The organism is Kosakonia sp. MH5 (assembly GCF_009935945.1).
In the GTDB taxonomy this organism is placed as follows: domain Bacteria; phylum Pseudomonadota; class Gammaproteobacteria; order Enterobacterales; family Enterobacteriaceae; genus Kosakonia; species Kosakonia radicincitans.
Map to the genome: position 1 here is coordinate 451,198 of NZ_QODH01000004.1, position 24,718 is coordinate 475,915.

At 52.0% G+C, this 24,718-nt stretch carries 21 protein-coding genes; 4 read left to right on the forward strand and 17 right to left on the reverse strand.

The genetic code is table 11. The annotated features are described in order from the left end of the window. Positions 1 to 234: 234 nt before the first annotated feature. Complete coding sequence (gene glmS / locus DK872_RS14360) at positions 235 to 2,064, reverse strand: glutamine--fructose-6-phosphate transaminase (isomerizing) (RefSeq protein ID WP_007369381.1); 1,830 nt, start codon at positions 2,062 to 2,064, stop codon at positions 235 to 237. A 179-nt stretch (positions 2,065 to 2,243) separates the two neighbouring features. After that, on the reverse strand, positions 2,244 to 3,614 hold the full coding sequence (glmU, locus tag DK872_RS14365; RefSeq protein WP_035886834.1) for a bifunctional UDP-N-acetylglucosamine diphosphorylase/glucosamine-1-phosphate N-acetyltransferase GlmU: 1,371 nt from the start codon (positions 3,612 to 3,614) through the stop codon (positions 2,244 to 2,246). 344 nt (positions 3,615 to 3,958) lie between these two features. Here glmU and DK872_RS14370 point away from each other — a divergent pair, with 344 nt between their 5' ends. Next, positions 3,959 to 6,067, forward strand: a complete 2,109-nt coding sequence (locus DK872_RS14370) for a right-handed parallel beta-helix repeat-containing protein (protein WP_161518470.1) — start codon at positions 3,959 to 3,961, stop codon at positions 6,065 to 6,067. Between the two features lie 336 nt (positions 6,068 to 6,403). Here DK872_RS14370 and DK872_RS14375 read toward each other — a convergent pair whose 3' ends face one another. From DK872_RS14375 to asnC, 13 genes are all read right to left on the reverse strand, one after another. Further along, complete coding sequence (locus DK872_RS14375; RefSeq protein WP_035886837.1) at positions 6,404 to 6,823, reverse strand: F0F1 ATP synthase subunit epsilon; 420 nt, start codon at positions 6,821 to 6,823, stop codon at positions 6,404 to 6,406. 20 nt (positions 6,824 to 6,843) lie between these two features. After that, complete coding sequence (atpD, locus tag DK872_RS14380) at positions 6,844 to 8,226, reverse strand: F0F1 ATP synthase subunit beta (protein ID WP_007369373.1); 1,383 nt, start codon at positions 8,224 to 8,226, stop codon at positions 6,844 to 6,846. Positions 8,227 to 8,252: 26 nt separating this feature from the next. Next, on the reverse strand, positions 8,253 to 9,116 hold the full coding sequence (atpG, locus tag DK872_RS14385) for a F0F1 ATP synthase subunit gamma (RefSeq protein WP_007369372.1): 864 nt from the start codon (positions 9,114 to 9,116) through the stop codon (positions 8,253 to 8,255). Between the two features lie 50 nt (positions 9,117 to 9,166). Then, positions 9,167 to 10,708: a F0F1 ATP synthase subunit alpha gene (gene atpA / locus DK872_RS14390; RefSeq protein WP_007369371.1), complete on the reverse strand. Its 1,542-nt coding sequence runs from the start codon at positions 10,706 to 10,708 to the stop codon at positions 9,167 to 9,169. 12 nt (positions 10,709 to 10,720) lie between these two features. Then, on the reverse strand, positions 10,721 to 11,254 hold the full coding sequence (atpH, locus tag DK872_RS14395) for a F0F1 ATP synthase subunit delta (RefSeq protein ID WP_007369370.1): 534 nt from the start codon (positions 11,252 to 11,254) through the stop codon (positions 10,721 to 10,723). A 13-nt stretch (positions 11,255 to 11,267) separates the two neighbouring features. After that, the gene (gene atpF / locus DK872_RS14400) at positions 11,268 to 11,738 is read right to left on the reverse strand and encodes a F0F1 ATP synthase subunit B (RefSeq protein WP_007369369.1); all 471 of its coding nucleotides are present in this window, start codon (positions 11,736 to 11,738) and stop codon (positions 11,268 to 11,270) included. Positions 11,739 to 11,796: 58 nt separating this feature from the next. Continuing rightward, complete coding sequence (gene atpE / locus DK872_RS14405) at positions 11,797 to 12,036, reverse strand: F0F1 ATP synthase subunit C (protein ID WP_007369368.1); 240 nt, start codon at positions 12,034 to 12,036, stop codon at positions 11,797 to 11,799. Between the two features lie 48 nt (positions 12,037 to 12,084). Continuing rightward, positions 12,085 to 12,903, reverse strand: a complete 819-nt coding sequence (gene atpB / locus DK872_RS14410) for a F0F1 ATP synthase subunit A (RefSeq protein WP_007369367.1) — start codon at positions 12,901 to 12,903, stop codon at positions 12,085 to 12,087. Between the two features lie 8 nt (positions 12,904 to 12,911). Continuing rightward, the gene (gene atpI, locus DK872_RS14415) at positions 12,912 to 13,292 is read right to left on the reverse strand and encodes a F0F1 ATP synthase subunit I (RefSeq protein WP_035941962.1); all 381 of its coding nucleotides are present in this window, start codon (positions 13,290 to 13,292) and stop codon (positions 12,912 to 12,914) included. Positions 13,293 to 13,909: 617 nt separating this feature from the next. Next, positions 13,910 to 14,533 (reverse strand): 16S rRNA (guanine(527)-N(7))-methyltransferase RsmG, encoded by a 624-nt coding sequence (gene rsmG, locus DK872_RS14420; RefSeq protein WP_144134644.1) that lies wholly within the window; start codon positions 14,531 to 14,533, stop codon positions 13,910 to 13,912. A 94-nt stretch (positions 14,534 to 14,627) separates the two neighbouring features. Then, positions 14,628 to 16,517 (reverse strand): tRNA uridine-5-carboxymethylaminomethyl(34) synthesis enzyme MnmG, encoded by a 1,890-nt coding sequence (mnmG, locus tag DK872_RS14425; RefSeq protein WP_007369364.1) that lies wholly within the window; start codon positions 16,515 to 16,517, stop codon positions 14,628 to 14,630. 372 nt (positions 16,518 to 16,889) lie between these two features. Then, on the reverse strand, positions 16,890 to 17,339 hold the full coding sequence (gene mioC / locus DK872_RS14430) for an FMN-binding protein MioC (RefSeq protein WP_007369363.1): 450 nt from the start codon (positions 17,337 to 17,339) through the stop codon (positions 16,890 to 16,892). 119 nt (positions 17,340 to 17,458) lie between these two features. Beyond that, positions 17,459 to 17,917: a transcriptional regulator AsnC gene (gene asnC / locus DK872_RS14435; protein WP_007369362.1), complete on the reverse strand. Its 459-nt coding sequence runs from the start codon at positions 17,915 to 17,917 to the stop codon at positions 17,459 to 17,461. 150 nt (positions 17,918 to 18,067) lie between these two features. Here asnC and asnA point away from each other — a divergent pair, with 150 nt between their 5' ends. Continuing rightward, positions 18,068 to 19,060, forward strand: coding sequence for an aspartate--ammonia ligase (gene asnA / locus DK872_RS14440; protein ID WP_072440502.1), 993 nt, complete (start codon positions 18,068 to 18,070; stop codon positions 19,058 to 19,060). Here asnA and viaA read toward each other — a convergent pair. After that, a complete protein-coding gene (viaA, locus tag DK872_RS14445) occupies positions 19,057 to 20,508 on the reverse strand; it encodes an ATPase RavA stimulator ViaA (RefSeq protein WP_007369360.1) in 1,452 nt (483 codons plus the stop codon). The two genes, asnA and viaA, sit on opposite strands and share 4 nt — an antisense overlap. Continuing rightward, complete coding sequence (gene ravA / locus DK872_RS14450) at positions 20,502 to 21,998, reverse strand: ATPase RavA (protein ID WP_161518471.1); 1,497 nt, start codon at positions 21,996 to 21,998, stop codon at positions 20,502 to 20,504. The genes viaA and ravA overlap by 7 nt, the downstream gene beginning before the upstream one ends. A gap of 222 nt (positions 21,999 to 22,220) precedes the next feature. Here ravA and kup point away from each other — a divergent pair, with 222 nt between their 5' ends. Beyond that, entirely contained in the window at positions 22,221 to 24,089 is a 1,869-nt protein-coding gene (gene kup / locus DK872_RS14455; RefSeq protein WP_007369358.1) for a low affinity potassium transporter Kup, read from the forward strand. A 204-nt stretch (positions 24,090 to 24,293) separates the two neighbouring features. Continuing rightward, positions 24,294 to 24,713 (forward strand): D-ribose pyranase, encoded by a 420-nt coding sequence (gene rbsD / locus DK872_RS14460; RefSeq protein WP_007369357.1) that lies wholly within the window; start codon positions 24,294 to 24,296, stop codon positions 24,711 to 24,713. Positions 24,714 to 24,718: the final 5 nt, after the last annotated feature.

The window sequence follows — 24,718 nt, forward strand, 5'->3', positions numbered from 1 at the left end:
CAGTTATATGCAATCATTGTTACTGTTTGATGACAGCGGAAAAATATCGTTATCGCATGATATAAAAAAGATAAAAATCAAACTCTTAATAAAAAACATCACAGTAATATTTCAGTCATATTTTATTTTTGTGACAATAAAAAAGTAGTTGAAACGAATGAGAATTCACAAAATAAAGTAAAAAAAAGAGGTTGCCCGCCGGCAACCTCTTTCGCATTTTATGGCAATAAATGTTTACTCTACCGTTACTGATTTCGCCAGGTTACGCGGCTGGTCAACATCGGTGCCTTTTATCAGCGCAACGTGATAAGCCAGCAATTGCAGTGGCACGGTATAGAAAATCGGTGCAATCACCTCTTCGACGTGCGGCATATCAATAATGTGCATATTGTCGTTGCTGGTGAAACCCGCATCCTGATCGGCGAACACATACAGTACGCCGCCACGGGCACGCACTTCTTCGATGTTGGATTTCAGTTTTTCCAGCAGTTCGTTGTTAGGCGCAACGACAATCACCGGCATATCCGCATCAATCAGCGCCAACGGGCCATGCTTCAGCTCACCTGCCGCATAGGCTTCGGCGTGAATGTAGGAGATCTCTTTCAGTTTCAGCGCGCCTTCCAGCGCGATCGGATACTGATCGCCACGCCCCAGGAACAACGCATGGTGTTTGTCGGAGAAATCTTCGGCCAGCGCTTCGATGCGTTTATCCTGCGACAGCATCTGTTCAATACGGCTCGGCAATGCCTGCAAACCGTGAACGATATCGTGCTCAATGGACGCATCCAGCCCTTTCAGGCGGCTCAGTTTCGCCACCAGCATCAGCAGAACGGTAAGCTGAGTGGTGAACGCTTTAGTGGAGGCAACACCGATTTCAGTACCGGCTTTAGTCATCATCGCCAGATCGGATTCACGCACCAGCGAGGAGCCCGGCACGTTACAAATCGCCAGCGAACCCAGATAACCCAGCTCTTTGGACAAGCGCAGCGCCGCCAGCGTATCCGCCGTTTCACCGGATTGCGACAGGGTGATCATCAGGCTGTTATGACGCACAGCAGATTTGCGGTAACGGAATTCCGAGGCGATTTCCACATCACACGGCACACCAGCCAGCGCCTCAAACCAGTAACGGGAAACCATACCGGAGTTGTAAGAAGTGCCACAGGCAACGATCTGAATATGCTCAACTTGCGATAATAGCGCGTTGGCATTCGGACCCAGTTCGCTCAGATCCACTTCACCGTGGTTGATACGGCCGGTCAGCGTATTTTTAATCGCGTTCGGCTGTTCGTAGATCTCTTTTTGCATGTAGTGACGGTAGATACCTTTATCGCCCGCGTCATATTGCAGGCTGGATTCGATATCAGGCCGTTTTACCTGCGCGCCGGATTTATCAAACACGGTCACGCTGCGGCGAGTCACTTCCGCAATATCGCCCTCTTCAAGGAAGATAAAGCGACGCGTCACCGGCAGTAACGCCAGCTGATCGGAGGCAATAAAGTTTTCCCCCATGCCAAGACCGATAACCAGCGGGCTGCCAGAGCGTGCCGCCAGCAGAGTACCGCTGTCACGGGTATCCATAATCACTGTGCCATAAGCGCCACGTAATTGCGGGATAGCGCGCATAACCGCTTCACGCAGCGTGCCGCCCTGCTCAAGCTCCCAGTGAACGAGATGTGCGATAACCTCGGTATCCGTTTCCGAAACAAATACATAGCCACGCTCTTTTAACACTTCCCGCAGCGGCTCGTAGTTTTCAATAATACCGTTATGTACAACCGCAATATGATCAGAAACATGCGGATGCGCGTTACCTTCTGACGGTTCACCGTGTGTTGCCCAACGGGTGTGAGCAATACCAGTTCCACCATGCAGCGGATGCTCTTCTGCGGCCTGGGCCAGCATCTGGACTTTTCCAAGACGACGCAGACGGGTCATATGACCTTCTGCATCTACAACGGCCAGACCAGCAGAGTCATAGCCACGGTATTCCAGACGACGTAATCCCTCGAGAAGGATTTCTGCAACATCACGTTGCGCGACTGCGCCAACAATTCCACACATATTTTTCGATTCCGATTTAGGCGTTATGCCTTTTGTTGTCGGTCAACCTGTATCGCCCCGAGCCTTGTAGAGAGTGGGGTTATTTTTATAGGTACTGCCTGCCGGGCGGAGGAATTATCTTTCCCCTCACCCTAAATTCATTATGAATACATTGCCGGATGGCGCTGCGCTTATCCGGGCTACTTCTTCTTAACCGGACGTATCCAGCCTTGTTTATTGATTTGCGGTACACGGCTGATAACCAGTTCATTTTCCGCAACATTGCGCGTTACTGTAGTCCCGGCGGCGATAGTCGCACCTTTGGCAACGGTAACCGGCGCCACCAGCTGTGTATCGGAACCAACAAACACATCATCGCCAATAATGGTTTTGTGCTTGTTTGCACCATCGTAATTACAGGTGATAACACCCGCGCCAACATTCACGTTGTCGCCGATTTCCGCATCGCCCAGGTAAGTCAGATGGCCCGCTTTCGAGCCTTTGCCCAGACGCGCTTTTTTCATTTCCACGAAGTTGCCCACGTGCGCACCGGCAAGCAGTTCAGCGCCAGGACGCAAACGCGCAAATGGCCCGATAGTGCAATCAGCTTCGAGACGCGCATCTTCCACCACGCTGTAGGGGCTGATTTCGCAGTCGTCGCCGATGTCGCTGTTTTTCAGCACGCAACCTGCGCCAATCTTCACACGATCGCCCAGTTTTACGTTGCCTTCAATGATGACGTTAGCATCGATCTCAACATCCCGCCCGTGCTCCAGCGTACCGCGCAGGTCGAAGCGCGCAGGATCGCGCAGCATAACACCAGCCAGCAGCAGCTTTTCAGCCTGTTCAGCCTGATACGCACGCTCCAGCCGGGATAGCTGAAGTCGGTTATTCACACCTTCTACTTCGCTCAGGCGCTGCGGATGCACGGTAGTAATCTCACGGCCTTCATGCCAGGCAAGGCTGATGATATCCGTGATGTAATATTCACCCTGCGCATTATTGTTAGTCAGTTTGCTCAACCAGCGTTTCAGATCGCCGCCGTTGGCAATCAGAATGCCGGTGTTGATCTCGGTGATCTTACGCTGTTCTTCAGTGGCATCTTTCTGTTCAACAATGCCTGTCACCGCGCCGTTTTCACGCGTGATACGCCCGTAACCCGTCGGGTCGTCGAGCACCACCGTTAACAGACCGATGCCGCCCTGCGGTTTCGCATCGCGCAGACGCTGCAACGTCTCCAGCGAGATCAGCGGCACATCGCCGTAGAGCATTAAAATATCTTCATCGTCTGCAAAGAACGGCGCAGCCTGCTGCATCGCATGGCCGGTGCCCAACTGTTCTGCCTGCAGGACCCAGTTAAGCTTGATATCAGCGAGATGTTGTTTGAGCAAATCGCCACCGTGGCCATAAACCAGATGAACATTATCGGCGCCGAGAAGATTAGCAGTATCAATGACATGCTGAACCATCGCTTTCCCTGCAAGGGTATGCAGCACTTTGGGAATATCGGAGTACATGCGTGTGCCTTTACCTGCGGCAAGGATCACCACACTCATTTTTGTATTCAACATACGCGTCCTGACTGTCATTGGAGAAAGAAGTTAACCTCTTTCATATTGAAAATTCTACATATTTTGTAGCATGAAATGGAATGCTGGTGAAACGCCCAACATCCACAGTTACTGCGCTTTTGCGGGCTATTTTACCGACAAAGCAACCAGGTTTGCCGCTAAAAAATATCTCCATTTCTGTTTGCCGCTAATTCATACAATGGGTTAGCTGTTTTTTTTCATCCTGAATAAAGATCGTGCAAAAACAAAACGTCGTTTTGATCATTGGAGATTGTGACGCATAAAAAAGAAACAGCGTTTCATCTTGAAGATAATGGCGGGCAATAATCAATCAGGAGAATAAAATGAATTATAAAATACCTCTGGCTTTAACGGTTTGTAGCTCGCTTATCGCTTTTCCATCATCAGCAACGGTCTGGAAAGCAATCGCTTTTGGCCAATCGACCGACGTGAACTTTTCATCGAATGTTCTGCCGGAAAAGATTGGCGTGAATGATGTCACCATTGACGGCAAAAAACTCTCCGTAACGGACAGTGCCGATCTCTCCAGGCCCGTTACCCTCGAAAGCCGAGGCGGTAAAATCGCCAACGCTCATGACGGCCTGACGTTCTTTTATACCACTTTGCCTGGCAGTGAAAACTTCGTTTTACAGGCCACCGTGACCGTTGAGCAGTTCGGCCCGGAAAACGGCGCGAAACCCGCGGCACAGGAGGGTGCCGGATTGCTGGTGCGTGACGTGATTGGCAATCCGCGTCAGCAGCCGCTTAAAGAAGGTTATGAGGAGTTTCCTGCGGCGTCGAATATGGTGATGAATGCCATCATGACGCAGGATAAAAAAGACAATTTTCGCGTGAAGATGCAGGCGATCTCCCGTGAAGGGATCACGCAGCCCTGGGGTAATGCTGGTGCGGCAATAGTGAAACAGAGCTATCAGGAAGAGATTGATCTGCGCCAGACGCCGACCTTTCGCCTGAAACTGGAGCGCACCAACGACGGTTTTATCACGGCCTGGGCGCCGCAAGGCAGCGACCAATGGGTTAGCCGCAGCGTACCGCGCGCAGATCTTATCTCCATACAGTATAAGGATCATTATTACGTCGGTTTCTTTGCCTCGCGTAATGCCAAAATCACCATCAGCGATGCTTCGTTGACCACTTCAACGGCGCATACCGCTGTGACAAAACCCTGGCAGGCTAAACCGCTACCAGTCGTGGTGCAAATTGCCTCTCCTGCGCAAAGCAGCAGCGACAAATACACATTACAGGCACGAGCCAATTATGATGGCCTGTTCAGTACCCGGCAGGACGAAGTGGTGATCGGTAATGAAAAACCGGTTAAAGCGGGGGAAATGTATACCCTGCCCGCCACACTGAGTGGCAATGCCACGTTTGCAGTGACATTTATGCCCTCCAGCGCCAGCGACAATACGCCTGTCAGCCAGCAGATTAAGGTAGAGAAAATTGCCGGCCCGACAGCAGCAACGTTGTATGTCGCCCCCCAGGGTAAAAGCGAAGGTAAAGGTACGGCTGCATCCCCTCTGGATCTGACCAGCGCGATTCGCTTACTGCCGCCAGGCGGCAAAATTGTGTTGCAGGCCGGGGATTATGCACAAACGGAGATCCCTCTTTCCGCCAGTGGAGTGCGCGATAAACAGAAAATCCTGCAAGCGGATGGAAAAGCCGTGATCCACGGCTTGCTGATTGACGCCAGCTACTGGCACATTAAAGGTATAGAAGTGACCGAGAAAAGCTTGCGTATTCAGGGCAGCCATAACGTCATCGAAAAAGTGGTCGCCTGGCGTAATGACGATACCGGTATTCAGATTTCATCGCCGGAAAAAGTGGGCCGCGCCCTGTGGGCGAGCAACAACCTCGTTATCGATTCGGAATCCTGGGGTAATGAAGATCCGGGGAAAATTAACGCTGATGGTTTTGCCGTGAAGATGCGCGTTGGCGAAGGCAATCACCTGAAACGCTGCTATTCACATGACAATATTGATGATGGTTTTGACCTGTTTAACAAAATCGAGGATGGCGCAAATGGCGTTGTGGTGATCGAGGATTCTATTGCCAGCAACAATACCAGTAACGGTTTCAAACTGGGGGGCGAAGGGCAACCGGTCGCGCATCAGGTTCGTAACAGTAAGGCGATAGGTAATTATCTGGATGGTTTTACCGATAACTTCAATCCGGGGAAACTGCGGGTTGAAAACAATATTGCTGTCGATAACCAACGCTTTAATTTCATCTTTCGTCCGGCCCCGTATGGCGATGCGTCAACGCAAGGCGTGTTTAGCGGCAACATATCTGTGCGCAGTAAGCCGGGAAAATATGATGATTCAGTGGTGGGGAATGTGGATGAGACGAACTACTTTATCATCGACGGTAAAAGCGTAAATCTGGCGCAAAAAGAACTGGATAGTAAACCGTATCTGGTGCAACTCAGCCAGTGATGCCAGATAGCGCTTCGCTTATCACACAACGGTAAGCGCGGCGCCACTCAGCGTATCAGCACATTAGTGGTTGAACGTACCGAAAGAAATGTTCATGTTGCTGAAAAGAGCGATGATTTTATTGATCAGTTTCATGATGGCGTCCTGATAAGTGAGAGTGTTTTTTGTGATTTACATCACAAAAAGAAGTCTACCCCTCATTTTTTAACCGATCAACATTTTTGTGACTCATATCACAAAATAATAAAACGCATTTTCAGTTCTGATTTTTCTGAAACGCAGCCATAAAAAAAGCCAGCCTGGAAATCAGACTGGCCTTTTAGGTTCAAGCCGGTGTTACATCGCTTTTTTGGTCAACTCGATAACACGCAGTTTCGCGATAGCTTTCGCCAGTTCCGCAGACGCCTGAGCGTAATCCACGTCACCGTGAGAAGCTTTAATGTGCTCTTCTGCTTTGCGTTTCGATTCCAGGGCTCGCGCTTCGTCGAGATCCTGACCACGAATAGCAGTATCAGCCAGAACGGTCACTGTGCCAGGCTGCACTTCAAGAATGCCGCCGGACAGATAGATAAACTCTTCATGACCGTGCTGTTTCACGATGCGGATCATACCAGGCTTAATGGCGGTGAGCAGCGGCGCGTGACCCGGGTAAATCCCCAGTTCACCTTCGCTACCCGTTACCTGGATTTTTTCGACCAGACCAGAGAACATTTGTAACTCTGCGCTGACGACGTCCAGGTGGTAAGTCATTGCCATATCACCCTCCGATTAAGGCGTTAAAGTTTTTTGGCTTTTTCCACGACTTCGTCGATGGAACCGACCATGTAGAACGCCTGCTCCGGCAGGTGATCGTATTCGCCTTCCATGATGCCTTTAAAGCCACGGATGGTGTCTTTCAGGGAAACGTATTTACCCGGAGAACCGGTGAATACTTCCGCTACGAAGAACGGCTGGGACAGGAAGCGCTGGATCTTACGCGCGCGAGCTACCACCAGTTTGTCGTCTTCAGACAGTTCATCCATACCCAGGATGGCGATGATGTCTTTCAGTTCCTGATAACGTTGCAGCAGAGACTGAACGCCACGCGCAACATCATAGTGTTCCTGGCCAACAACCAGCGGATCCAGCTGACGGCTGGTGGAATCCAGCGGGTCAACGGCCGGGTAGATACCCAGAGACGCGATCTGACGGCTCAGTACCACGGTTGCGTCAAGGTGCGCAAAGGTGGTTGCCGGAGACGGGTCAGTCAAGTCATCCGCAGGTACGTATACCGCCTGAACAGAGGTGATGGAGCCGGTTTTGGTGGAGGTAATACGCTCCTGCAGCACGCCCATCTCTTCTGCCAGCGTCGGCTGGTAACCAACCGCTGAAGGCATACGGCCCAGCAGTGCGGATACTTCAGTACCGGCGAGGGTATAACGGTAAATGTTGTCGACGAACAGCAGAACGTCACGACCTTCGTCACGGAATTTCTCTGCCATGGTCAGACCGGTCAGCGCAACGCGCAGACGGTTTCCCGGCGGCTCGTTCATCTGGCCATACACCAGGGATACTTTGTCGATAACGTTGGAGTCGGTCATTTCGTGGTAGAAGTCGTTACCCTCACGAGTACGTTCACCCACGCCCGCAAACACAGAGTAACCGGAGTGCTCGATCGCGATGTTACGGATCAACTCCATCATGTTTACGGTTTTACCTACACCCGCACCACCGAACAGACCAACTTTACCGCCCTTAGCAAACGGACACATCAGGTCGATAACTTTGATACCGGTTTCCAGCAGTTCCTGAGAGTTTGACAACTCTTCATAGGTCGGTGCTGCGCGGTGGATAGCCCAACGCTCTTCCTCACCGATGTCGCCTTTCATGTCTACTGGTTCACCCAGTACGTTCATGATACGACCCAGTGTTGCTTTACCTACCGGGACTTCGATCGGGTGCTCGAGGTCTTTAACTTCCAGACCGCGACGCAGACCGTCGGAGGAACCCATTGCGATGGTACGTACGATACCGCCGCCGAGCTGCTGCTGAACTTCCAGCACCAGACGCTCATTACCATTTTGCACCTCAAGAGCATCGTACACACGCGGTACGGCATCCTGAGGGAATTCGACGTCAACCACGGCGCCGATTACCTGGACAATTTTTCCAGTAGCCATCTTGAATCCTCTACGAATTAACCTGGTTATACCGCGGATGCACCACCGACGATCTCGGTGAGTTCCTGAGTAATGCTGGCCTGACGAGCCTTGTTGTATACCAACTGCAGCTCTTTAATCAGGCTGCCACCATTATCGGTTGCGGCTTTCATCGCCACCATACGTGCGGCCTGCTCGCTGGCCAGGTTTTCCACAACACCCTGATAAACCTGAGACTCGACGTAACGACGCAGCAGGGTATCCAGCAGCGCTTTCGGGTCTGGTTCATACAGATAATCCCAGGCTTTATGCTTCAAGCCTTCATCCTCTGAAGCCGGCAGCGGCAGCAGTTGGGTGATGGTTGGCACCTGAGACATGGTGTTGATAAATTTGTTGCTGACAATATAAAGCTTGTCCAGACGGCCTTCGTCATAGGCCTGCAACATCACTTTTACCGGTCCAATCAGTTCGGACAGGGAAGGGTTATCCCCCATACCTGTCACCTGCGCGACAACGTTCGCACCGACGGAATTAAAGAACGCTACGCCCTTGGAGCCGATCATTGCGAGTTCGCTCTGAACGCCTTTATCGGACCATGCTTTCATATCCGCCAGCAGCTTTTTGAACAGGTTAATGTTCAAGCCGCCGCACAGACCACGGTCGGTCGACACCACCAGGTAGCCCACGCGTTTAACGTCGCGTTCTTCCAGGTAAGGGTGCTTATATTCCAGATTACCGTGAGCAAGGTGACCAATCACTTTGCGCATGGTATCTGCATAAGGACGGCTGGCCGCCATTCTGTCCTGCGATTTACGCATTTTGGAAGCGGCGACCATCTCCATCGCTTTAGTGATCTTTTGCGTGTTCTGGACGCTTGCGATCTTACTACGTATCTCTTTTGCGCCGGCCATGAGCTTCTCCTCAATGCCTTGCGGCCTGCCCTAAGGCAAGCCGCCAGACGTTACCAGGACTGGGTTGCTTTAAAGGAGTCGAGGATGCCTTTCAGCTTGCCTTCGATCTCGTCGTTATAGCCACCGGTCTGGTTGATCTCTTGCATCAGCGGAGCGTGGTCACGGTCAACGTAAGCCAGCAGAGCGGCTTCAAAGCTACCGATTTTCGCCAGTTCAACATCCGCCAGGTAACCGCGTTCAGCCGCGAACAGAACCAGAGCCTGCTGCGCGACAGACATCGGCGCATACTGTTTCTGTTTCAGCAACTCGGTCACTTTCTGACCGTGGTCGAGCTGTTTACGAGTTGCATCGTCAAGGTCGGAAGCAAACTGAGAGAACGCTGCCAGCTCACGATACTGTGCCAGAGCGGTACGAATACCACCGGACAGTTTTTTCATGATCTTGGTCTGCGCTGCACCACCTACACGGGATACGGAAATACCCGGGTTTACCGCAGGACGAATACCGGCGTTAAACAGGTTGGATTCCAGGAAGATCTGACCATCGGTAATAGAAATTACGTTAGTCGGAACGAACGCGGAAACGTCACCAGCTTGCGTTTCGATAATCGGCAACGCGGTCAGAGAACCGGTTTTACCTTTCACTTCACCTTTAGTGAAGCTTTCAACGTATTCCACGTTAACACGCGCAGCACGTTCCAGCAGACGGGAGTGGAGGTAGAATACGTCGCCCGGGAATGCTTCACGTCCAGGCGGACGACGGAGCAGCAGGGAGATCTGACGGTATGCGACTGCCTGTTTAGACAGGTCATCATAAATGATCAGCGCATCTTCGCCGCGATCGCGGAAATATTCGCCCATTGCGCAACCGGCATACGGAGCCAGGTATTGCAGTGCTGCGGATTCAGACGCGGTTGCCACAACAACGATGGTGTTAGACAGCGCGCCGTGCTCTTCCAGCTTACGCACCACGTTAGAGATGGTGGATGCTTTCTGGCCGATAGCAACGTAGATACATTTAATGCCGGAATCACGCTGGTTGATGATGGCATCGATTGCCAGCGCAGTTTTACCGGTCTGACGGTCGCCGATGATCAATTCACGCTGACCACGACCGATTGGGATCATGGCGTCAACGGATTTATAACCGGTCTGTACCGGCTGATCAACGGATTGACGATCGATAACGCCCGGTGCGATAGCTTCTACGGCAGCGAAGCCGTCATTATCAACCGGACCTTTACCGTCGATTGGCGCACCCAGGGTGTTCACCACGCGACCCAGCAGGCCACGGCCAACCGGAACTTCGAGAATACGGCCAGTACACTTAACCTTCATGCCTTCGGCGAGGTCAGCATACGGACCCATCACAACTGCACCCACGGAGTCGCGCTCCAGGTTCAGTGCGATAGCGTAACGGTTACCCGGCAGGGAGATCATTTCACCCTGCATACAATCGGCCAGGCCGTGGATACGGATAACACCGTCGCTTACAGAAACAATAGTACCTTCGTTGTGAGCTTCACTCACAACACTGAACTGAGCAATGCGCTGCTTGATCAGTTCGCTGATTTCGGTGGAATTCAGTTGCATGCTCCAGTCCCCTTAAGACTGCAAGACGTCTGCAAGGCGCTCAAGACGGCCGCGAACGCTGCCATCAATGACCATATCACCCGCACGGATGATTACGCCTGCCATTACAGACTTATCGATATTGCAATTCAGCTTCACTTTGCGTGACAGACGTTTTTCCATCGCGGCGCTGATTTTCGAAAGCTGTTCTTCACTCAGTGCAGTTGCAGAAGTCACATCGACTTCTGCAATAGCCTCGCTGGCTGCACGCAATTGAATAAACTGCTCAAGAACATCAGGAAGCACCTTGATACGACCGTTTTCAGCCATCACCCGAATCAGGTTCTGACCTTTGTCGTCAAGTTGCTCCCCACAGACTGCGATAAACGACTTAGCGAGCGTTTCCGGCGCTAAAGCACCAGAGAGAAGCTCGGCCATGTGTTCATTTTTCGTCACCTCGGCAGCGAACGCCAGCATATCCTGCCAGCGGTCAACGCTCTGGTTTTCGACGGCAAAGTCAAAAGCTGCTTTGGCGTAGGGGCGAGCTACCGTTACAAATTCAGACATCAGCCCCTCCTCCTTACAGTTCAGCGACCAGTTTATTCACGATGTCGCTGTTAGCAGCTTCATCCACGGAACGTTCGATGATCTTCTCGGCGCCGGCTACTGCCAGCAGAGCCACCTGTTTACGCAGCTCTTCGCGCGCACGTTTACGCTCGGCATCGATTTCAGCCTGCGCTTGCGCGACGATTTTGTTACGTTCCTGCTCGGCTTCTGCTTTCGCTTCATCCAGGATCTGAGCACGGCGTTTGTTCGCCTGTTCAATGATAACCTGAGCTTCAGCTTTCGCTTTTTTCAGCTGGTCGGTCGCATTGGCCTGTGCAAGATCCAAATCCTTTTTAGCTCGTTCTGCGGAAGCAAGACCGTCAGCAATTTCTTTCTGACGTTTTTCGATGGCAGCCATTAACGGCGGCCATACATACTTCATGCAGAACAGAACGAACAGGACAAACGCGATGGCCTGGCCGAGGATTGTTGCGTTTAGATTCACAGCACAATGCCTCTTATCTGGTTAACGTTCTAAACAATTGCTTGTAAAGCAACCCTTACTACGCGACAGCAAACATCACGTACAGACCCAGACCTACAGCGATCATCGGGATAGCATCCACCAGACCCATTACGATAAAGAACTGAGTACGCAGCAGAGGAATCAGATCCGGTTGACGCGCTGCGCCTTCCAGGAATTTACCCCCGAGGATGCCGATACCGATCGCAGCACCGATTGCCGCCAGACCCATCATCACAGCGGCAGCCAAGTACAGCAGATCCATATTCAGGTTTTCCATGACAGTCTCCAGTTTGTTTCAGTTAAAACGTAGTAGTGTTGTTAAAAATCAATGCTCTTCAGATGCCATCGACAGATAGACAATCGTCAGAACCATGAAGATAAAGGCTTGCAGCGTAATAATCAGGATGTGGAAAATGGCCCATGGCACATTCAGAATCCACTGTGACCACCACGGCAGAAGACCTGCGATCAGAATGAAAATCAACTCACCCGCGTACATGTTGCCGAACAGTCGCAGACCGAGAGAAACCGGTTTGGACAGCAGGCTCACGCCCTCAAGGATAAGGTTTACCGGAATAAATACCGGATGGTTGAACGGCTGGAGAGTCAGCTCTTTAGCGAAACCGCCAATACCCTTCATTTTGATGCTGTAGAACAGAATCAGGATAAATACGCCCAACGCCATAGACAGGGTGATGTTGACGTCAGCAGACGGCACCACGCGCAGCGCAGGCAGACCCAGTACATGTTCAGCGATGTACGGGAGCAGGTCGATAGGCAGCAAATCCATCAGGTTCATCAGGAATACCCAAACGAAAATCGTCAGGGCCAGTGGCGCGATAAGCTTGCTTTTGCCGTGGTACATGTCTTTAACGCTACCATGAACAAAACCAATCACCAGCTCAATCGCCGTCTGGAATTTCCCTGGGACACCGCTGGTGGCTTTTTTCGCTACGCTACGGAACATCACCAGGAACAACAGACCCAGTACCACCGAAAAAAACATGGAGTCGATATTCAGCGTCCAGAAGGTGGCCGGGGGGTTATGCGGATCCACCATCGAGAAGGTACGAAGATCAATCTGAAGGTTATTCAGATGGTGACCTATGTACTCCTGTGGTGTAGAGATTTCTCCTGCAGACATGATGCCTCTTACCCTTTGTTGTTAATTACAGCGGGTGCCAGTATCTGAACAACCAGCACCGAAACCCACGTGACTATCAGCGGCAAAAAAGCCACCTTAAAAACCCCCAGCGCCACCACCAGTAACAAGAATGTTACCAACACCTTGAGCGCTTCACCGAAGGCGAAGGTCCAGGCCACGCGGCCTTTAGCAGGTGTATGCGCCTGATGACGCCAGGCAAAAATCATAAAAAACATATTCGGCAGTAAGACTGCCATACCTCCGCACACGGCGGAAATGCCCCAGAAGGGGTCTTTGAGGCTAAACAGCAATCCACTTGCCATTACCGCCAGAAACTGAATAAGCAGAAGCTTGCGAGCAACGTTTCGACTATAAAGCGACACAGACATGACGTTTCTTAACTCCTGCTCCCTTTGAGGTATGCCGCGTGTCGTATAAAACGTTCTTTATGGTCCGGAGTCAAGCATCAAAAAGCGGTCAAATTATACGGTGCGGCCCCGTGATTTCAAACAATAAGTAGCAAAAAGGTGAATAAATGTTTAAATATTTTTCCCGAGCGCTATTTTTAAACTTTTGAGGAAACTGTGAACTGTCGGGCAAAAGTGCGAATAACACCAAAAACCCAACAACAAAGCGTGCACTCGGTCACAAATTAAACATTTATGCGTCTGCAGGGTTAATCACGCAAAGAAATTACCACTTTTCAACTTTATGATATTCAAGACGATTTATCACAACTCTTTTTAAAACACCTGCCTATACATCGAAAACCTTCCATTGACATTTATAATAATTATTTTACATCCGTATTTCATTCTACCTGCCGACTTTTAGCGGGCTGATATTTTCGCTGTTGACTATTATTTCCATGAATCAAATTCTGGACGTTAAATGTCAGAAAAATCCTGGTAACAAGACGGTGAAATGTAACTGAACGTATCGCCCTTTTTTCCTTCGTTTTTTAACATCTAAGCAACAGCACGAAAGATACATTTTTTGATAAAAATTAAACTTTATTTGGCTTAACGATCACCAGATGACGTTCGCCTTCCAGGTGCGGAACATTCAGTTTAACAATAGCTTCAACGGCTAACTCCGCAGGTAACAGCGCGATCTCATCTTCCGGCACCAGACCTTTAAGCGCGTAGAAACGCCCCTCTTCACCCGGCAAATGGTGACACCAGTTCACCATATCATTCAGCGAGGCAAAGGCGCGGCTAATCACACCGTCAAATGGCGGTTCGGCCGGGAAATCTTCAACGCGGCTCTGAACCGGCTCAACATTGCTCAATTTCAGCTCATGCTGCACCTGGCGTAAGAAACGAACGCGTTTCCCCAGGCTGTCGAGCAGTGTGAAATGGGATTCAGGACGGACGATTGAAAGCGGGATCCCCGGCAAGCCCGGCCCAGTACCAACATCGATAAAACGTGTCCCTTGCAGGTACGGCGCAACGACAATGCTGTCGAGAATATGGCGGATGAGCATCTCGTTCGGATCGCGCACAGAGGTCAGGTTATAGGCCTTGTTCCATTTGTGCAGCAGTTCGACATAGGCCACCAGCTGTTTCTGCTGTTCAACCGACAACGAAATGCCTGCTTCATCCAGCAGACGAGAGAGTTTATTGAGCACAGTGAATACCTGTTGAGATACTAAGCGGCAGGCAGCGCGATGCGGCCCGTCCTAAAAGTTCAATCGGCCCGGCAAGCACTGCCGGGCAATACTATTAAGCGCTGCGGCGCAGCATACCTTGTTTTTTCAGCCATACCAGCAAAATGGAAATAGCCGCTGGCGTGATGCCTGAGATACGGGATGCCTGACCGATCGAGGAAGGTTTGTGATCGTTAAGTTTGGCGATCACTTCGTTGGACAGGCCATTCACCTGACGGTAATCCAGCGATGCCGGCAACAAAGTGTTTTCATTGCGCTGTTGTTTTTCGATCTCATCCTGCTGGCGTGCAATGTAACCTTCGTATTTCACCTGGATTTCAACCTGTTCAGCCGCCTGCTGGTCATCAAGACCCGGCGCGAACGGTGTCAACTGTACCAGTTGTTCATAAGTCATTTCCGGGCGACGCAGCAGATCTTCACCGCTGGCTTCACGCGATAATGGCGCAGTCAGGTGCGCATTCACCGCCGGAGCATGTTCCGATGATGGTGAAACCCACTGCGATTTCAGACGCTGGCGTTCACGTTCAATCGTTTCCAGCTTCTCGTTAAAGCGCGCCCAGCGTTCATCGTCCACCAGACCCAGCTCTCGACCAGCTTCGGTCAGACGCAGGTCGGCGTTATCTTCACGCAGCATCAGACGATATTCCGCGCGGGAGGTGAACATGCGGTACGGTTCTTTGGTGCCGAGCGTGCAGAGATCGTCCACCAGCACACCGAGGTAAGCCTGGTCGCGACGCGGCGCCCAGCCCTCTTTTTCAGCAGAGAAGCGCCCGGCGTTCAGACCGGCCAGCAGCCCTTGCGCAGCAGCTTCTTCGTAACCAGTGGTACCGTTAATCTGGCCGGCAAAGAACAGGCCATGGATGTATTTGCTTTCCAGCGTCGGCTTCAAATCACGCGGGTCAAAGAAATCGTACTCAATGGCATAGCCAGGGCGCACGATCTTCGCGTTTTCCATCCCCTGCATGGAACGGACGATTTGCATCTGCACATCGAACGGCAAGCTGGTGGAGATACCGTTCGGATAAATTTCGTTGGAGGTCAGCCCTTCCGGTTCCAGGAAGATCTGATGCTGGTTGCGATCGGCAAAGCGCATCACTTTGTCTTCGATCGACGGGCAGTAACGCGGGCCGATCCCTTCGATCACGCCAGCGTACATCGGGCTACGATCGAGGTTATTACGGATCACGTCATGGGTTTTTTCATTGGTGTGCGTGACATAGCACGGTACCTGACGCGGATGCTGCGCGGCGTTACCCATAAACGAGAATACCGGCATCGGGTTATCCCCGTGCTGCTGCGCCAGAACGCTGAAGTCGATGGTACGGGCGTCAATACGCGGCGGCGTACCGGTTTTCAGGCGGCTGACACGCAACGGCAGTTCACGCAGGCGACGCGAGAGCGGAATAGACGGCGGATCGCCAGCGCGGCCACCGCTGTAGTTATCAAGGCCGATGTGGATTTTACCGTCAAGGAATGTCCCGACCGTCAGTACCACAGCTTTAGCGCGGAATTTCAGCCCCATCTGGGTAACTGCGCCAACAACGCGATCGTTTTCCACGATCAGATCTTCAACCGCCTGCTGGAAGATCATCAGGTTCGGCTGGTTTTCCAGAGCGGTGCGTACCGCCTGACGGTAAAGCACACGGTCTGCCTGCGCACGAGTGGCGCGCACCGCCGGGCCTTTGCTTGCGTTTAGTATCCTAAACTGAATGCCCGCCTGATCGATCGCTTTCGCCATCAGCCCGCCGAGCGCATCCACTTCTTTTACCAGGTGTCCTTTCCCAATACCGCCGATCGCCGGGTTGCAGCTCATCTGTCCCAGCGTGTCGATATTGTGTGTCAAAAGCAGAGTCTGTTGACCCATACGTGCTGCAGCCATCGCGGCCTCAGTACCTGCATGACCCCCGCCAATGATAATGACGTCAAAAGGATCCGGATAAAACATGGTGGTATGCCTCGCCTAAGCGGTTAAAAATTGGATTGAAGCCCGGGCCGTGGATTCTACTCAACTTTAGCCCAGTGAGAAAGATCCGGATCCCGGGTATTAAAAAGAAGATCTTTTATATAGAGAGATCTGTTCTATTGTGATCTCTTATTAGGATCGCGATGCCTTGTGGATAACCCGGATCATCGCTGTAAGATCAATTTATTAGAGAGGATCATTAGCTGTGAATGATCGGTGATCCTGAACAGTATAAGCTGGGATCAGAATGCCTGTTTATACACAGGCTGAAAACTAAACAAGAGTTGTTCATGGGATAACTACCGGTTAATAAGGCCTTTTAAGCACAGTTATCCACAACTGATCGCGCAATCTTTAATCGTTCTTGAGTAAATTTTTCCAGGATCCCAGCCATTCTTCTGCTGGATCCTCCGGAATATCGTGTTCAAGGATGTTGATCTTCAGCGTTTCACCGATCTGTTTCGCGCCATTTGCCTTCAACGCGTCCTCAATCTTCTCGATTGCCTGGCAGAAGGTGTCATATTCGCGACTGCCGATGCCGATCGCGCCAAAGCGCACCTGCGCGAGATCCGGCTTCTGTTCCTGTAGATCGTCTAAAAACGGCTGCAGGTTCTCAGGCAGATCGCCGGCACCATGGGTGGAACTGATAACCAGCCAGATGCCCTGCGGAGAAAGATCCTCTAATAGCGGGCCGTGCAGCGTCTCGGTGCTATAACCGGCATCTTCCAGCTTTTCAGCCAGATGTTCCGCCACATATTCCGCACCGCCGAGGGTGCTGCCGCTAATAAGAGTAATATCCGCCATGAAAACCCCGCTCCGTTTATTCGCCATCCGGCGACAAAGTGAGGCGTATTGTACGCTGTGAAAGGCCTGGGATCTACCTGTGGACAATATGGGTATTAAGGAAGGAGAAAAACGCCCTGTTAAGGGCGGATCGTACGCATGATAGGGTTTTGCAGGGAGATCAATGTTTCCGTGGACTGAATTTCATCAATTGTTTGGATCTTGTTGATAAGTACCTGCTGCAGGGCATCGATGGATCGACACATTACTTTTATAAAGATGCTGTAGTGGCCGGTGGTGTAATAGGCTTCGGTCACTTCTTCCAGACTTTCCAGTTTCGCCAGCGCTGAAGGGTAATCTTTTGCGCTCTTCAAAATGATGCCAATAAAGCAGCAGACATCGTAACCCAGTTGCTTCGGGCTGACATCGATACGCGCGCCGGTGATGATCCCGGCTTGCTTCATCTTTTCTACACGCACATGAATGGTACCGGGGCTGACGCCAAATTGTTTGGCCAGTTCGGCATAAGCGGTGCGCGCATTGGCCATTAAAGCGTCGAGGATGCCGCGGTCCAGATTATCGATCTGATAATTTTCCATAGGGTTTTCTTATGAAGGATAGAGATTCTTTCTATTTTACCCGCTTATTTTATCGATTTAAAACCGTACTGGCCTTTTTAATTATGGATTATTGAGTTGAGGCGGCATTTTGTTGCTTAATTATCAGCAACAGAAGACAGGAGTAACATAATGAAAACCTCTTACATCGCCAGACAACGCCAAATCGCCTTCGTGAAATCTTTTTTCTCCCGCCAACTGGAAGAGAAATTGGGTCTGATTGAAGTTCAGGCGCCGATCCTCAGCCGCGTCGGTGATGGCACGCAGGATAACCTGTCAGGATGTGAAAAAGCGGTGCAGGTTAATGTGAAAACGCTGCCGGATGCCCGTTTTGAGGTGGTGCATTCGCTGGCGAAATGGAAACGACAGACGCTGGGCCAGCATGATTTCAGCGCCGGGGAAGGCTTGTACACCCACATGAAAGCCCTGCGTCCGGATGAAGACCGCCTTTCGGCTATTCACTCCGTTTATGTTGATCAGTGGGACTGGGAGCGGGTGCTGGGCGATGGCGAGCGCCATGTTACAACGCTGAAATCCACTGTTGAAGCGATCTGGGCCGGGATCAAAGCGACTGAAGCCGCCGTCAGCGAAACCTTTGGGCTTGTACCGTTTCTGCCGGAACAGATCCATTTTGTGCACAGCGAAACGCTGCTCAGCCGCTTCCCGGAACTGGATGCTAAAGGGCGGGAAAAAGCGATTGCGAAAGAACTGGGCGCTGTGTTCCTGATGGGGATTGGCGGCAAACTCAGCGATGGCAAGCGCCACGATGTGCGCGCTCCGGATTATGATGACTGGAGCACGCCTGCTGAGGCCGGTTTTAGCGGCCTGAACGGCGATATTCTGGTGTGGAACCCGGTGCTGGAAGATGCGCTGGAACTCTCTTCGATGGGGATCCGCGTAGATGCGGAGGCATTGAAACGTCAGTTGCGGATCACCGGTGACGAAGATCGGTTGCAACTGGAGTGGCACCAGGCGCTTCTGCGCGGTGAGATGCCGCAAACCATCGGCGGCGGTATTGGTCAGTCGCGTCTGACGATGCTGCTGCTGCAACTGTCGCATATCGGCCAGGTACAGTGCGGTGTGTGGCCCGCAATGGTTCGCGGGCAGGTTTCCGGCCTGCTCTAACGCCGCCAGCGTCGCAGCAGACGGCTGCGCATCCCGGTATCAAAACGCCAGATGTGATCGAAAATACGCATGATGCCGGGCTTACCATGTACCGACATAGCCACCGCGTGGAAGCGGTGCTGGTGAACGTTCTGCAACTCTTTCACTTTGCTAATGATATCGTCCGGCAGGCGCTGGGCGATAAAATCCGAGATCACCACGGCGTCGGCATCAAACCATTCGCCGCCCTGCATCCGTTCAATGATCGCCCGAAAACAGCTTGCCAGATCGGTTCCGCCACGAAAGCGCTGGCTCAGAAAGCGGATCGCCTGCTCAAGCCCCTGCGCGCTGGTCAGTTCATAACGCACAACTTCGCTGGAAAACAGCATAATAAAGCAGCGCCGTTTGTCCGCCAGCGCCACGCGCATCAGCGCCAGGCAGAATGCTTTCGCGCACTGCTCATTAAACCCGCCCATTGAACCGGAAGTATCAACGCAGACGATAAACGGCCCGCGCGGTTGCTCATCAAAATCCTGATGGATCACCGGGCGTTCGGTAACTTTTTCCCGCCAGGCATCGCCGTGCAGACGGTAGGTGAGCAGCTGCTTTTCCACCAGCCGCCGGTAAAACTCATATTCCAGTTCTGTAATGCCGAGCGTTGCCAGCTCCGGCGGCAACAGGCGCAAAATATCATCGCTCTGATGCAAACCATCGACCTGTTCCGGTACGGTTGCCGGTTCACGCACCAGCATGCGGAACGTTTCCATCGGTGCATCTTTACGCGGCACTGATTTCGCCTCCCGCGAGCGGCCAAGCTGCTCCGCCAGTTGCTGAAGCTCCGGCTGCTCTTTCAGAAAATCGCCATATTTGATGATCAACTGGTAGTCGCCGCGTTTAAGCTGACCGGCGCTCATATCCCACAAGCGTCCGGCGGCGTTCTCATTTTCGACCAGTACCGGCTCCAGCTGCCCGCTCAGCGTCATGCGCTCCTGCACCTCACTCAACAACTGCTCGCGTTCCTCTTCCAGCAATTGCTGATTAAAGGTGGTGGTTTGCACGACAAGGCTCAGACGCCAGCGCTGCAAAAAGAGGGTATGCAAAGCGGGTGTGAACTGCGGGTTATCCGTTACCATTTGCCGTGCCTGGGCGGCAAAAGGCGAATGCAACTTTTCCAGTAATGCCAGGATCTGCGGTAACTGGACGATAAATTGCGATGTTGAGAGTAGCTGGCTTTGCTGGTAACTCAGCACTTCTTCCGCCAGTTCCGGCGGCACAGCGGTCTCTTTCAGATGCTTTTTTAGCGCTTCGCGCCAGCGGGGAATATCTTCCGTGATCGCATGTTTTAAGCGCGGGAATTTTTCAAAAAACAGCGCCAGTTGCGGAGAAGCCAGCAGCAGAACGATAAGCTCTTCTACCAGCGTCTCTTCGCTGATGGTAAGCATCACATTCAGTGTTTCCAGCGTTAGCATTGACGCGCCTGTTGGATCTGTGCGCGGACGTCCTGCAGACTGGCTTCAATGCGACCCAACCAGTCGCCAGAGACGAACAGGCATTTTTGCTGCTCGCTAAAACGGGTGTGCTGCTGGTGCCAGGTGTTATCCAGCGCTTCCAGTTGTTGGGCTATCTCTTCCGGGACGTTTTCGGTAGTGGCGCCAGGCTGCGCAAGACGCGATCCCTGCAAACTGACATCGCGGATCACCAGATGAAGCGAGGTATCAACTTCAAGATTTAAAGGTTGCGCAAAACCGATACCGTTAAGCTTGCCGCGGATTTCACCGCCTTTCGCCAGCCACTGCTCCAGCGCATTGCGCTCAATAGTGACGTGAATTACCTGTAAATCGTGCAATTTTAGCGGCTGCTGTAACAGTAGCGTTAACAGCGGTTCGTTCAGACCTTCGGGTAAATCATAGTGCGGACGGCGGCTGAACATACCGCCCTGGCGGCTGACTTTCAGCGCGGTTTTGTCGCTTTGTTGCTGCTGAAGCTGCATATGACGCTGATTGATACTGGTGAGCTGTGTCAGCATCGATTGTTGCTGCCATGCGTGCCCGGTCATCAAAATATCCAGTTGCTGCTGCAACAAACGCAGGCTTTCGGCATCGTGCCACAGACAATCTTTCAGCAGGATCAAATCAATGGGGGCAACCGCATCGCGCCCGCTGAAAAAGGCGCTGGACTGTAATAAGCGGATAGCTTTTTTCCAGCGGCGATCGGAAACATACGGCGCATTCGGTAAGGCATCGAGCTGCTGGCGTAGCGTATAGATCAGCTCAAATACCGGATCGGGCAGTTTGACCAGCCCAATATCCTGTTGCCAACGCTGATATTCCTCGTCGGTGATTTGCAGTTCGGCGGGTACCGGGTTTTCGTTTTCGTCCTGCTGGCTGACCAGCATGGAGCGGAAATTCCCCTTCTCCTGCACTTTATCGAGCCACAGGCGGATTAACATGCGATCATACAGCGCTTCGAGGCTGCTGTCGGCTTCCGGCAGTTCGTTCGAGGCGGCCACCAGCAAACGCATCGGGATCTTCTCTTCGCTCGCGCCGTTACGGAAGCGACGTTCGTTAATGGCGGTGAGCAGGGTGTTGAGGATCGCCGGGCCGGCTTTCCAGATCTCATCCAGAAACACGATTTCTGCTTCCGGAAGATAACCGTCAGTTAAGCGCTCATAGCGCCCTTCATCTTTTAACGCCTGAATGGAGAGCGGACCAAAAACCTCTTCCGGCGTGGAGAAGCGCGTCATCAGGTATTCAAAGGCGCGGGCATGTTTAAAGGCGAATTTCAGGCGACGTGCGATCAGGCTTTTCGCAATGCCTGGCGGGCCAAGAAGAAATACGCTCTCGCCGCTCAACGCAGCCAGCAGGCACAACCGGATAGCGTGGCTACGCTCAAAGAGTCCTTTTTCCAGCGCGCTGCTTAAGCGGGAAATTCTTTCTGCTAATAAATGTGAGTGAGCCATAATAGATTTGCGTCCTTTCGCCGTGTTATCCGGCTTGCAAAAGCGAGTATAGACGTTTCCGAAAGGGCTTGTAATAGACTGAAGAACGGCTTTATTTTCATTGCGCCAGATTAATGTGGCCGCATTTAGGGGTACGATTTTGCAAATAATCGTGCATACTGTGCGCTTTTTGTGGGCCAAGGGACTAAGCACACATTTGTCATTCAAACAAAAGATTAGTCTATGAGCACTGATAATAAACAATCGTTACCCGCTGTCACTCTCGCGGCAATTGGGGTTGTCTACGGTGATATCGGCACCAGCCCACTTTATACACTTCGTGAATGTTTGTCTGGTCAGTTTGGTTTCGGTGTTGAGCGCGATGCCGTCTTCGGCTTTTTGTCACTGATCTTCTGGCTACTGGTTTTTGTGGTCTCCATTAAGTATCTGACATTCGTCATGCGCGCGGATAACGCCGGTGAAGGCGGTATTCTGACGCTGATGTCGCTGGCCGGTCGCAACACTTCGGCCAGAATGACTTCGATGCTGGTGATCATGGGATTGATTGGCGGTAGCTTCTTCTATGGTGAGGTGGTTATTACTCCCGCGATCTCGGTGATGTCGGCGATAGAGGGGCTGGAGATTGTCGCGCCTTCGCTCGATAGCTGGATTGTGCCGCTGTCGATTATCGTTTTAACCCTGCTGTTTATGATTCAGAAGCACGGTACCGGATTGGTGGGGAAACTGTTTGCACCGATCATGCTGGCGTGGTTTTTGATTCTGGCCGTGCTCGGCGCGCGCGGTATTATCGAAAACCCTGAAGTGTTGCAGGCGCTGAATCCGCTTTGGGCGGTGAATTTCTTCCTTGAGTACAAGACGGTCTCTTTTGTTGCGCTTGGCGCCGTGGTGCTGTCGATCACCGGTGTCGAGGCGCTGTATGCGGATATGGGACACTTCGGTAAGCTGCCGATCCGCGTGGCGTGGTTTATTGTGGTGCTGCCGTCGCTGGCGCTGAATTACTTTGGCCAGGGCGCATTATTGCTGAAAACGCCGGAAGCGATTAAGAACCCCTTCTTCCTGCTGGCACCGGAGTGGGCGCTGATCCCGATGCTGATTATCGCCACGCTGGCGACGGTCATTGCGTCGCAGGCGGTTATTTCAGGCGTCTTCTCCCTGACTCGCCAGGCCGTGCGTCTGGGTTATCTGGCGCCGATGCGTATTATTCATACCTCGGAGATGGAATCCGGGCAGATCTATATCCCTTTCATTAACTGGCTGCTCTATTTTGCGGTGGTACTGGTGATTGTCAGCTTTGAGCACTCCAGCAATCTGGCGGCGGCTTACGGTATTGCCGTTACCGGGACGATGGTGCTGACCTCAATTCTTTCCACGACCGTGGCACGCAAAAACTGGCACTGGAATAAAGTGCTGGTGGGGCTGATTCTGATTTTATTCCTGAGTATTGATGTGCCGCTGTTCTCGGCGAACCTCGATAAAATCGTCTCCGGCGGCTGGTTGCCGTTAACGCTCGGCATGGTGATGTTCCTGGTGATGACTACCTGGAAAAGCGAACGGTTCCGCCTGCTGCGCCGTATGCACGAACACGGCAACTCTCTGGAGGCGATGATTGCGTCGCTGGAGAAATCGCCGCCGGTTCGTGTACCGGGTACGGCGGTGTACATGTCCCGCGCGCTGAATGTCATTCCGTTTGCCATGATGCATAACCTGAAGCACAACAAGGTGTTGCATGAACGCGTGATTCTGCTGACGCTGCGTACTGAAGATGCACCTTACGTCCACAATGTGCGTCGGGTGCAAATTGAACAGTTGTCGCCAACTTTCTGGCGCGTGGTGGCAAGTTACGGCTGGCGCGAAACGCCGAACGTTGAAGAGGTGTTCCACCGCTGTGGTCTGGAGGGGCTCAATTGCCGGATGATGGAAACCTCCTTCTTTATGTCGCATGAGTCGTTGATTCTCGGTAAACGACCATGGTATTTGCGGCTGCGCGGTAAGCTCTACCTGGTATTACAGCGCAACGCGCTGCGCGCGCCGGACCAGTTTGAAATCCCGCCAAACCGGGTTATCGAGCTGGGAACACAGGTCGAAATTTAGCGTTTATCAAACCCCTCCTTATGAGGGGTTTTTGTTATTTATGCCTGTTAATTTCATTTAAGATAATCAAGCTGTTTTTTTCATCACATTCAGACGCGAAACGTTTCGATATCGATCACACTTCTGTAACTGAGACATAGTTATAAGATTATTCTTTGTACTACACTGCGTTCAGCGAAACGTTTCGCTAGTGGAGCATAAAAAATGAAAAAAGGTCGTGTATTGAACACTGACATTTCGTCAGTTATCTCTCGTCTTGGTCATACCGATACGCTGGTGGTATGTGATGCCGGGTTGCCGGTGCCGCGTAATACGCAACGAATCGATATGGCGCTAACGCAGGGCGTACCGTCCTTTATGCAGGTGCTGGATGTGGTGACAACCGAAATGCAAGTTGAATCCGCTATCCTGGCGCTGGAAATCAAAGAACATAATCCGCAGCTCCACGAAACGTTGCTTAAGTCTCTTGAGCAACTGCAACAACACCAGGGAAACACCATAGAAGTGCGGTACGTTACGCACGAGCAGTTTAAAAAACACACCGCGGACAGTCATGCGGTGATTCGCAGCGGGGAGTGTTCCCCGTTTGCGAATATCATTCTCTGTGCTGGCGTCACTTTCTGAGGCCA

Coding starts and splice junctions, on each gene's coding strand:
- ravA (WP_161518471.1), bottom strand. CDS start 21,998: ATGGCTCACTCACATTTATTAGCAGAAAGAATTTCCCGCTTAAGCAGC.
- mioC (WP_007369363.1), bottom strand. CDS start 17,339: ATGGCGGATATTACTCTTATTAGCGGCAGCACCCTCGGCGGTGCGGAA.
- atpD (WP_007369373.1), bottom strand. CDS start 8,226: ATGGCTACTGGAAAAATTGTCCAGGTAATCGGCGCCGTGGTTGACGTC.
- DK872_RS14370 (WP_161518470.1), top strand. CDS start 3,959: ATGAATTATAAAATACCTCTGGCTTTAACGGTTTGTAGCTCGCTTATC.
- kup (WP_007369358.1), top strand. CDS start 22,221: ATGAGCACTGATAATAAACAATCGTTACCCGCTGTCACTCTCGCGGCA.
- atpH (WP_007369370.1), bottom strand. CDS start 11,254: ATGTCTGAATTTGTAACGGTAGCTCGCCCCTACGCCAAAGCAGCTTTT.
- glmS (WP_007369381.1), bottom strand. CDS start 2,064: ATGTGTGGAATTGTTGGCGCAGTCGCGCAACGTGATGTTGCAGAAATC.
- atpA (WP_007369371.1), bottom strand. CDS start 10,708: ATGCAACTGAATTCCACCGAAATCAGCGAACTGATCAAGCAGCGCATT.
- atpG (WP_007369372.1), bottom strand. CDS start 9,116: ATGGCCGGCGCAAAAGAGATACGTAGTAAGATCGCAAGCGTCCAGAAC.
- atpE (WP_007369368.1), bottom strand. CDS start 12,036: ATGGAAAACCTGAATATGGATCTGCTGTACTTGGCTGCCGCTGTGATG.
- mnmG (WP_007369364.1), bottom strand. CDS start 16,517: ATGTTTTATCCGGATCCTTTTGACGTCATTATCATTGGCGGGGGTCAT.
- asnC (WP_007369362.1), bottom strand. CDS start 17,917: ATGGAAAATTATCAGATCGATAATCTGGACCGCGGCATCCTCGACGCT.
- viaA (WP_007369360.1), bottom strand. CDS start 20,508: ATGCTAACGCTGGAAACACTGAATGTGATGCTTACCATCAGCGAAGAG.
- atpI (WP_035941962.1), bottom strand. CDS start 13,292: ATGTCTGTGTCGCTTTATAGTCGAAACGTTGCTCGCAAGCTTCTGCTT.
- rbsD (WP_007369357.1), top strand. CDS start 24,294: ATGAAAAAAGGTCGTGTATTGAACACTGACATTTCGTCAGTTATCTCT.
- DK872_RS14375 (WP_035886837.1), bottom strand. CDS start 6,823: ATGGCAATGACTTACCACCTGGACGTCGTCAGCGCAGAGTTACAAATG.
- asnA (WP_072440502.1), top strand. CDS start 18,068: ATGAAAACCTCTTACATCGCCAGACAACGCCAAATCGCCTTCGTGAAA.
- glmU (WP_035886834.1), bottom strand. CDS start 3,614: ATGTTGAATACAAAAATGAGTGTGGTGATCCTTGCCGCAGGTAAAGGC.
- atpB (WP_007369367.1), bottom strand. CDS start 12,903: ATGTCTGCAGGAGAAATCTCTACACCACAGGAGTACATAGGTCACCAT.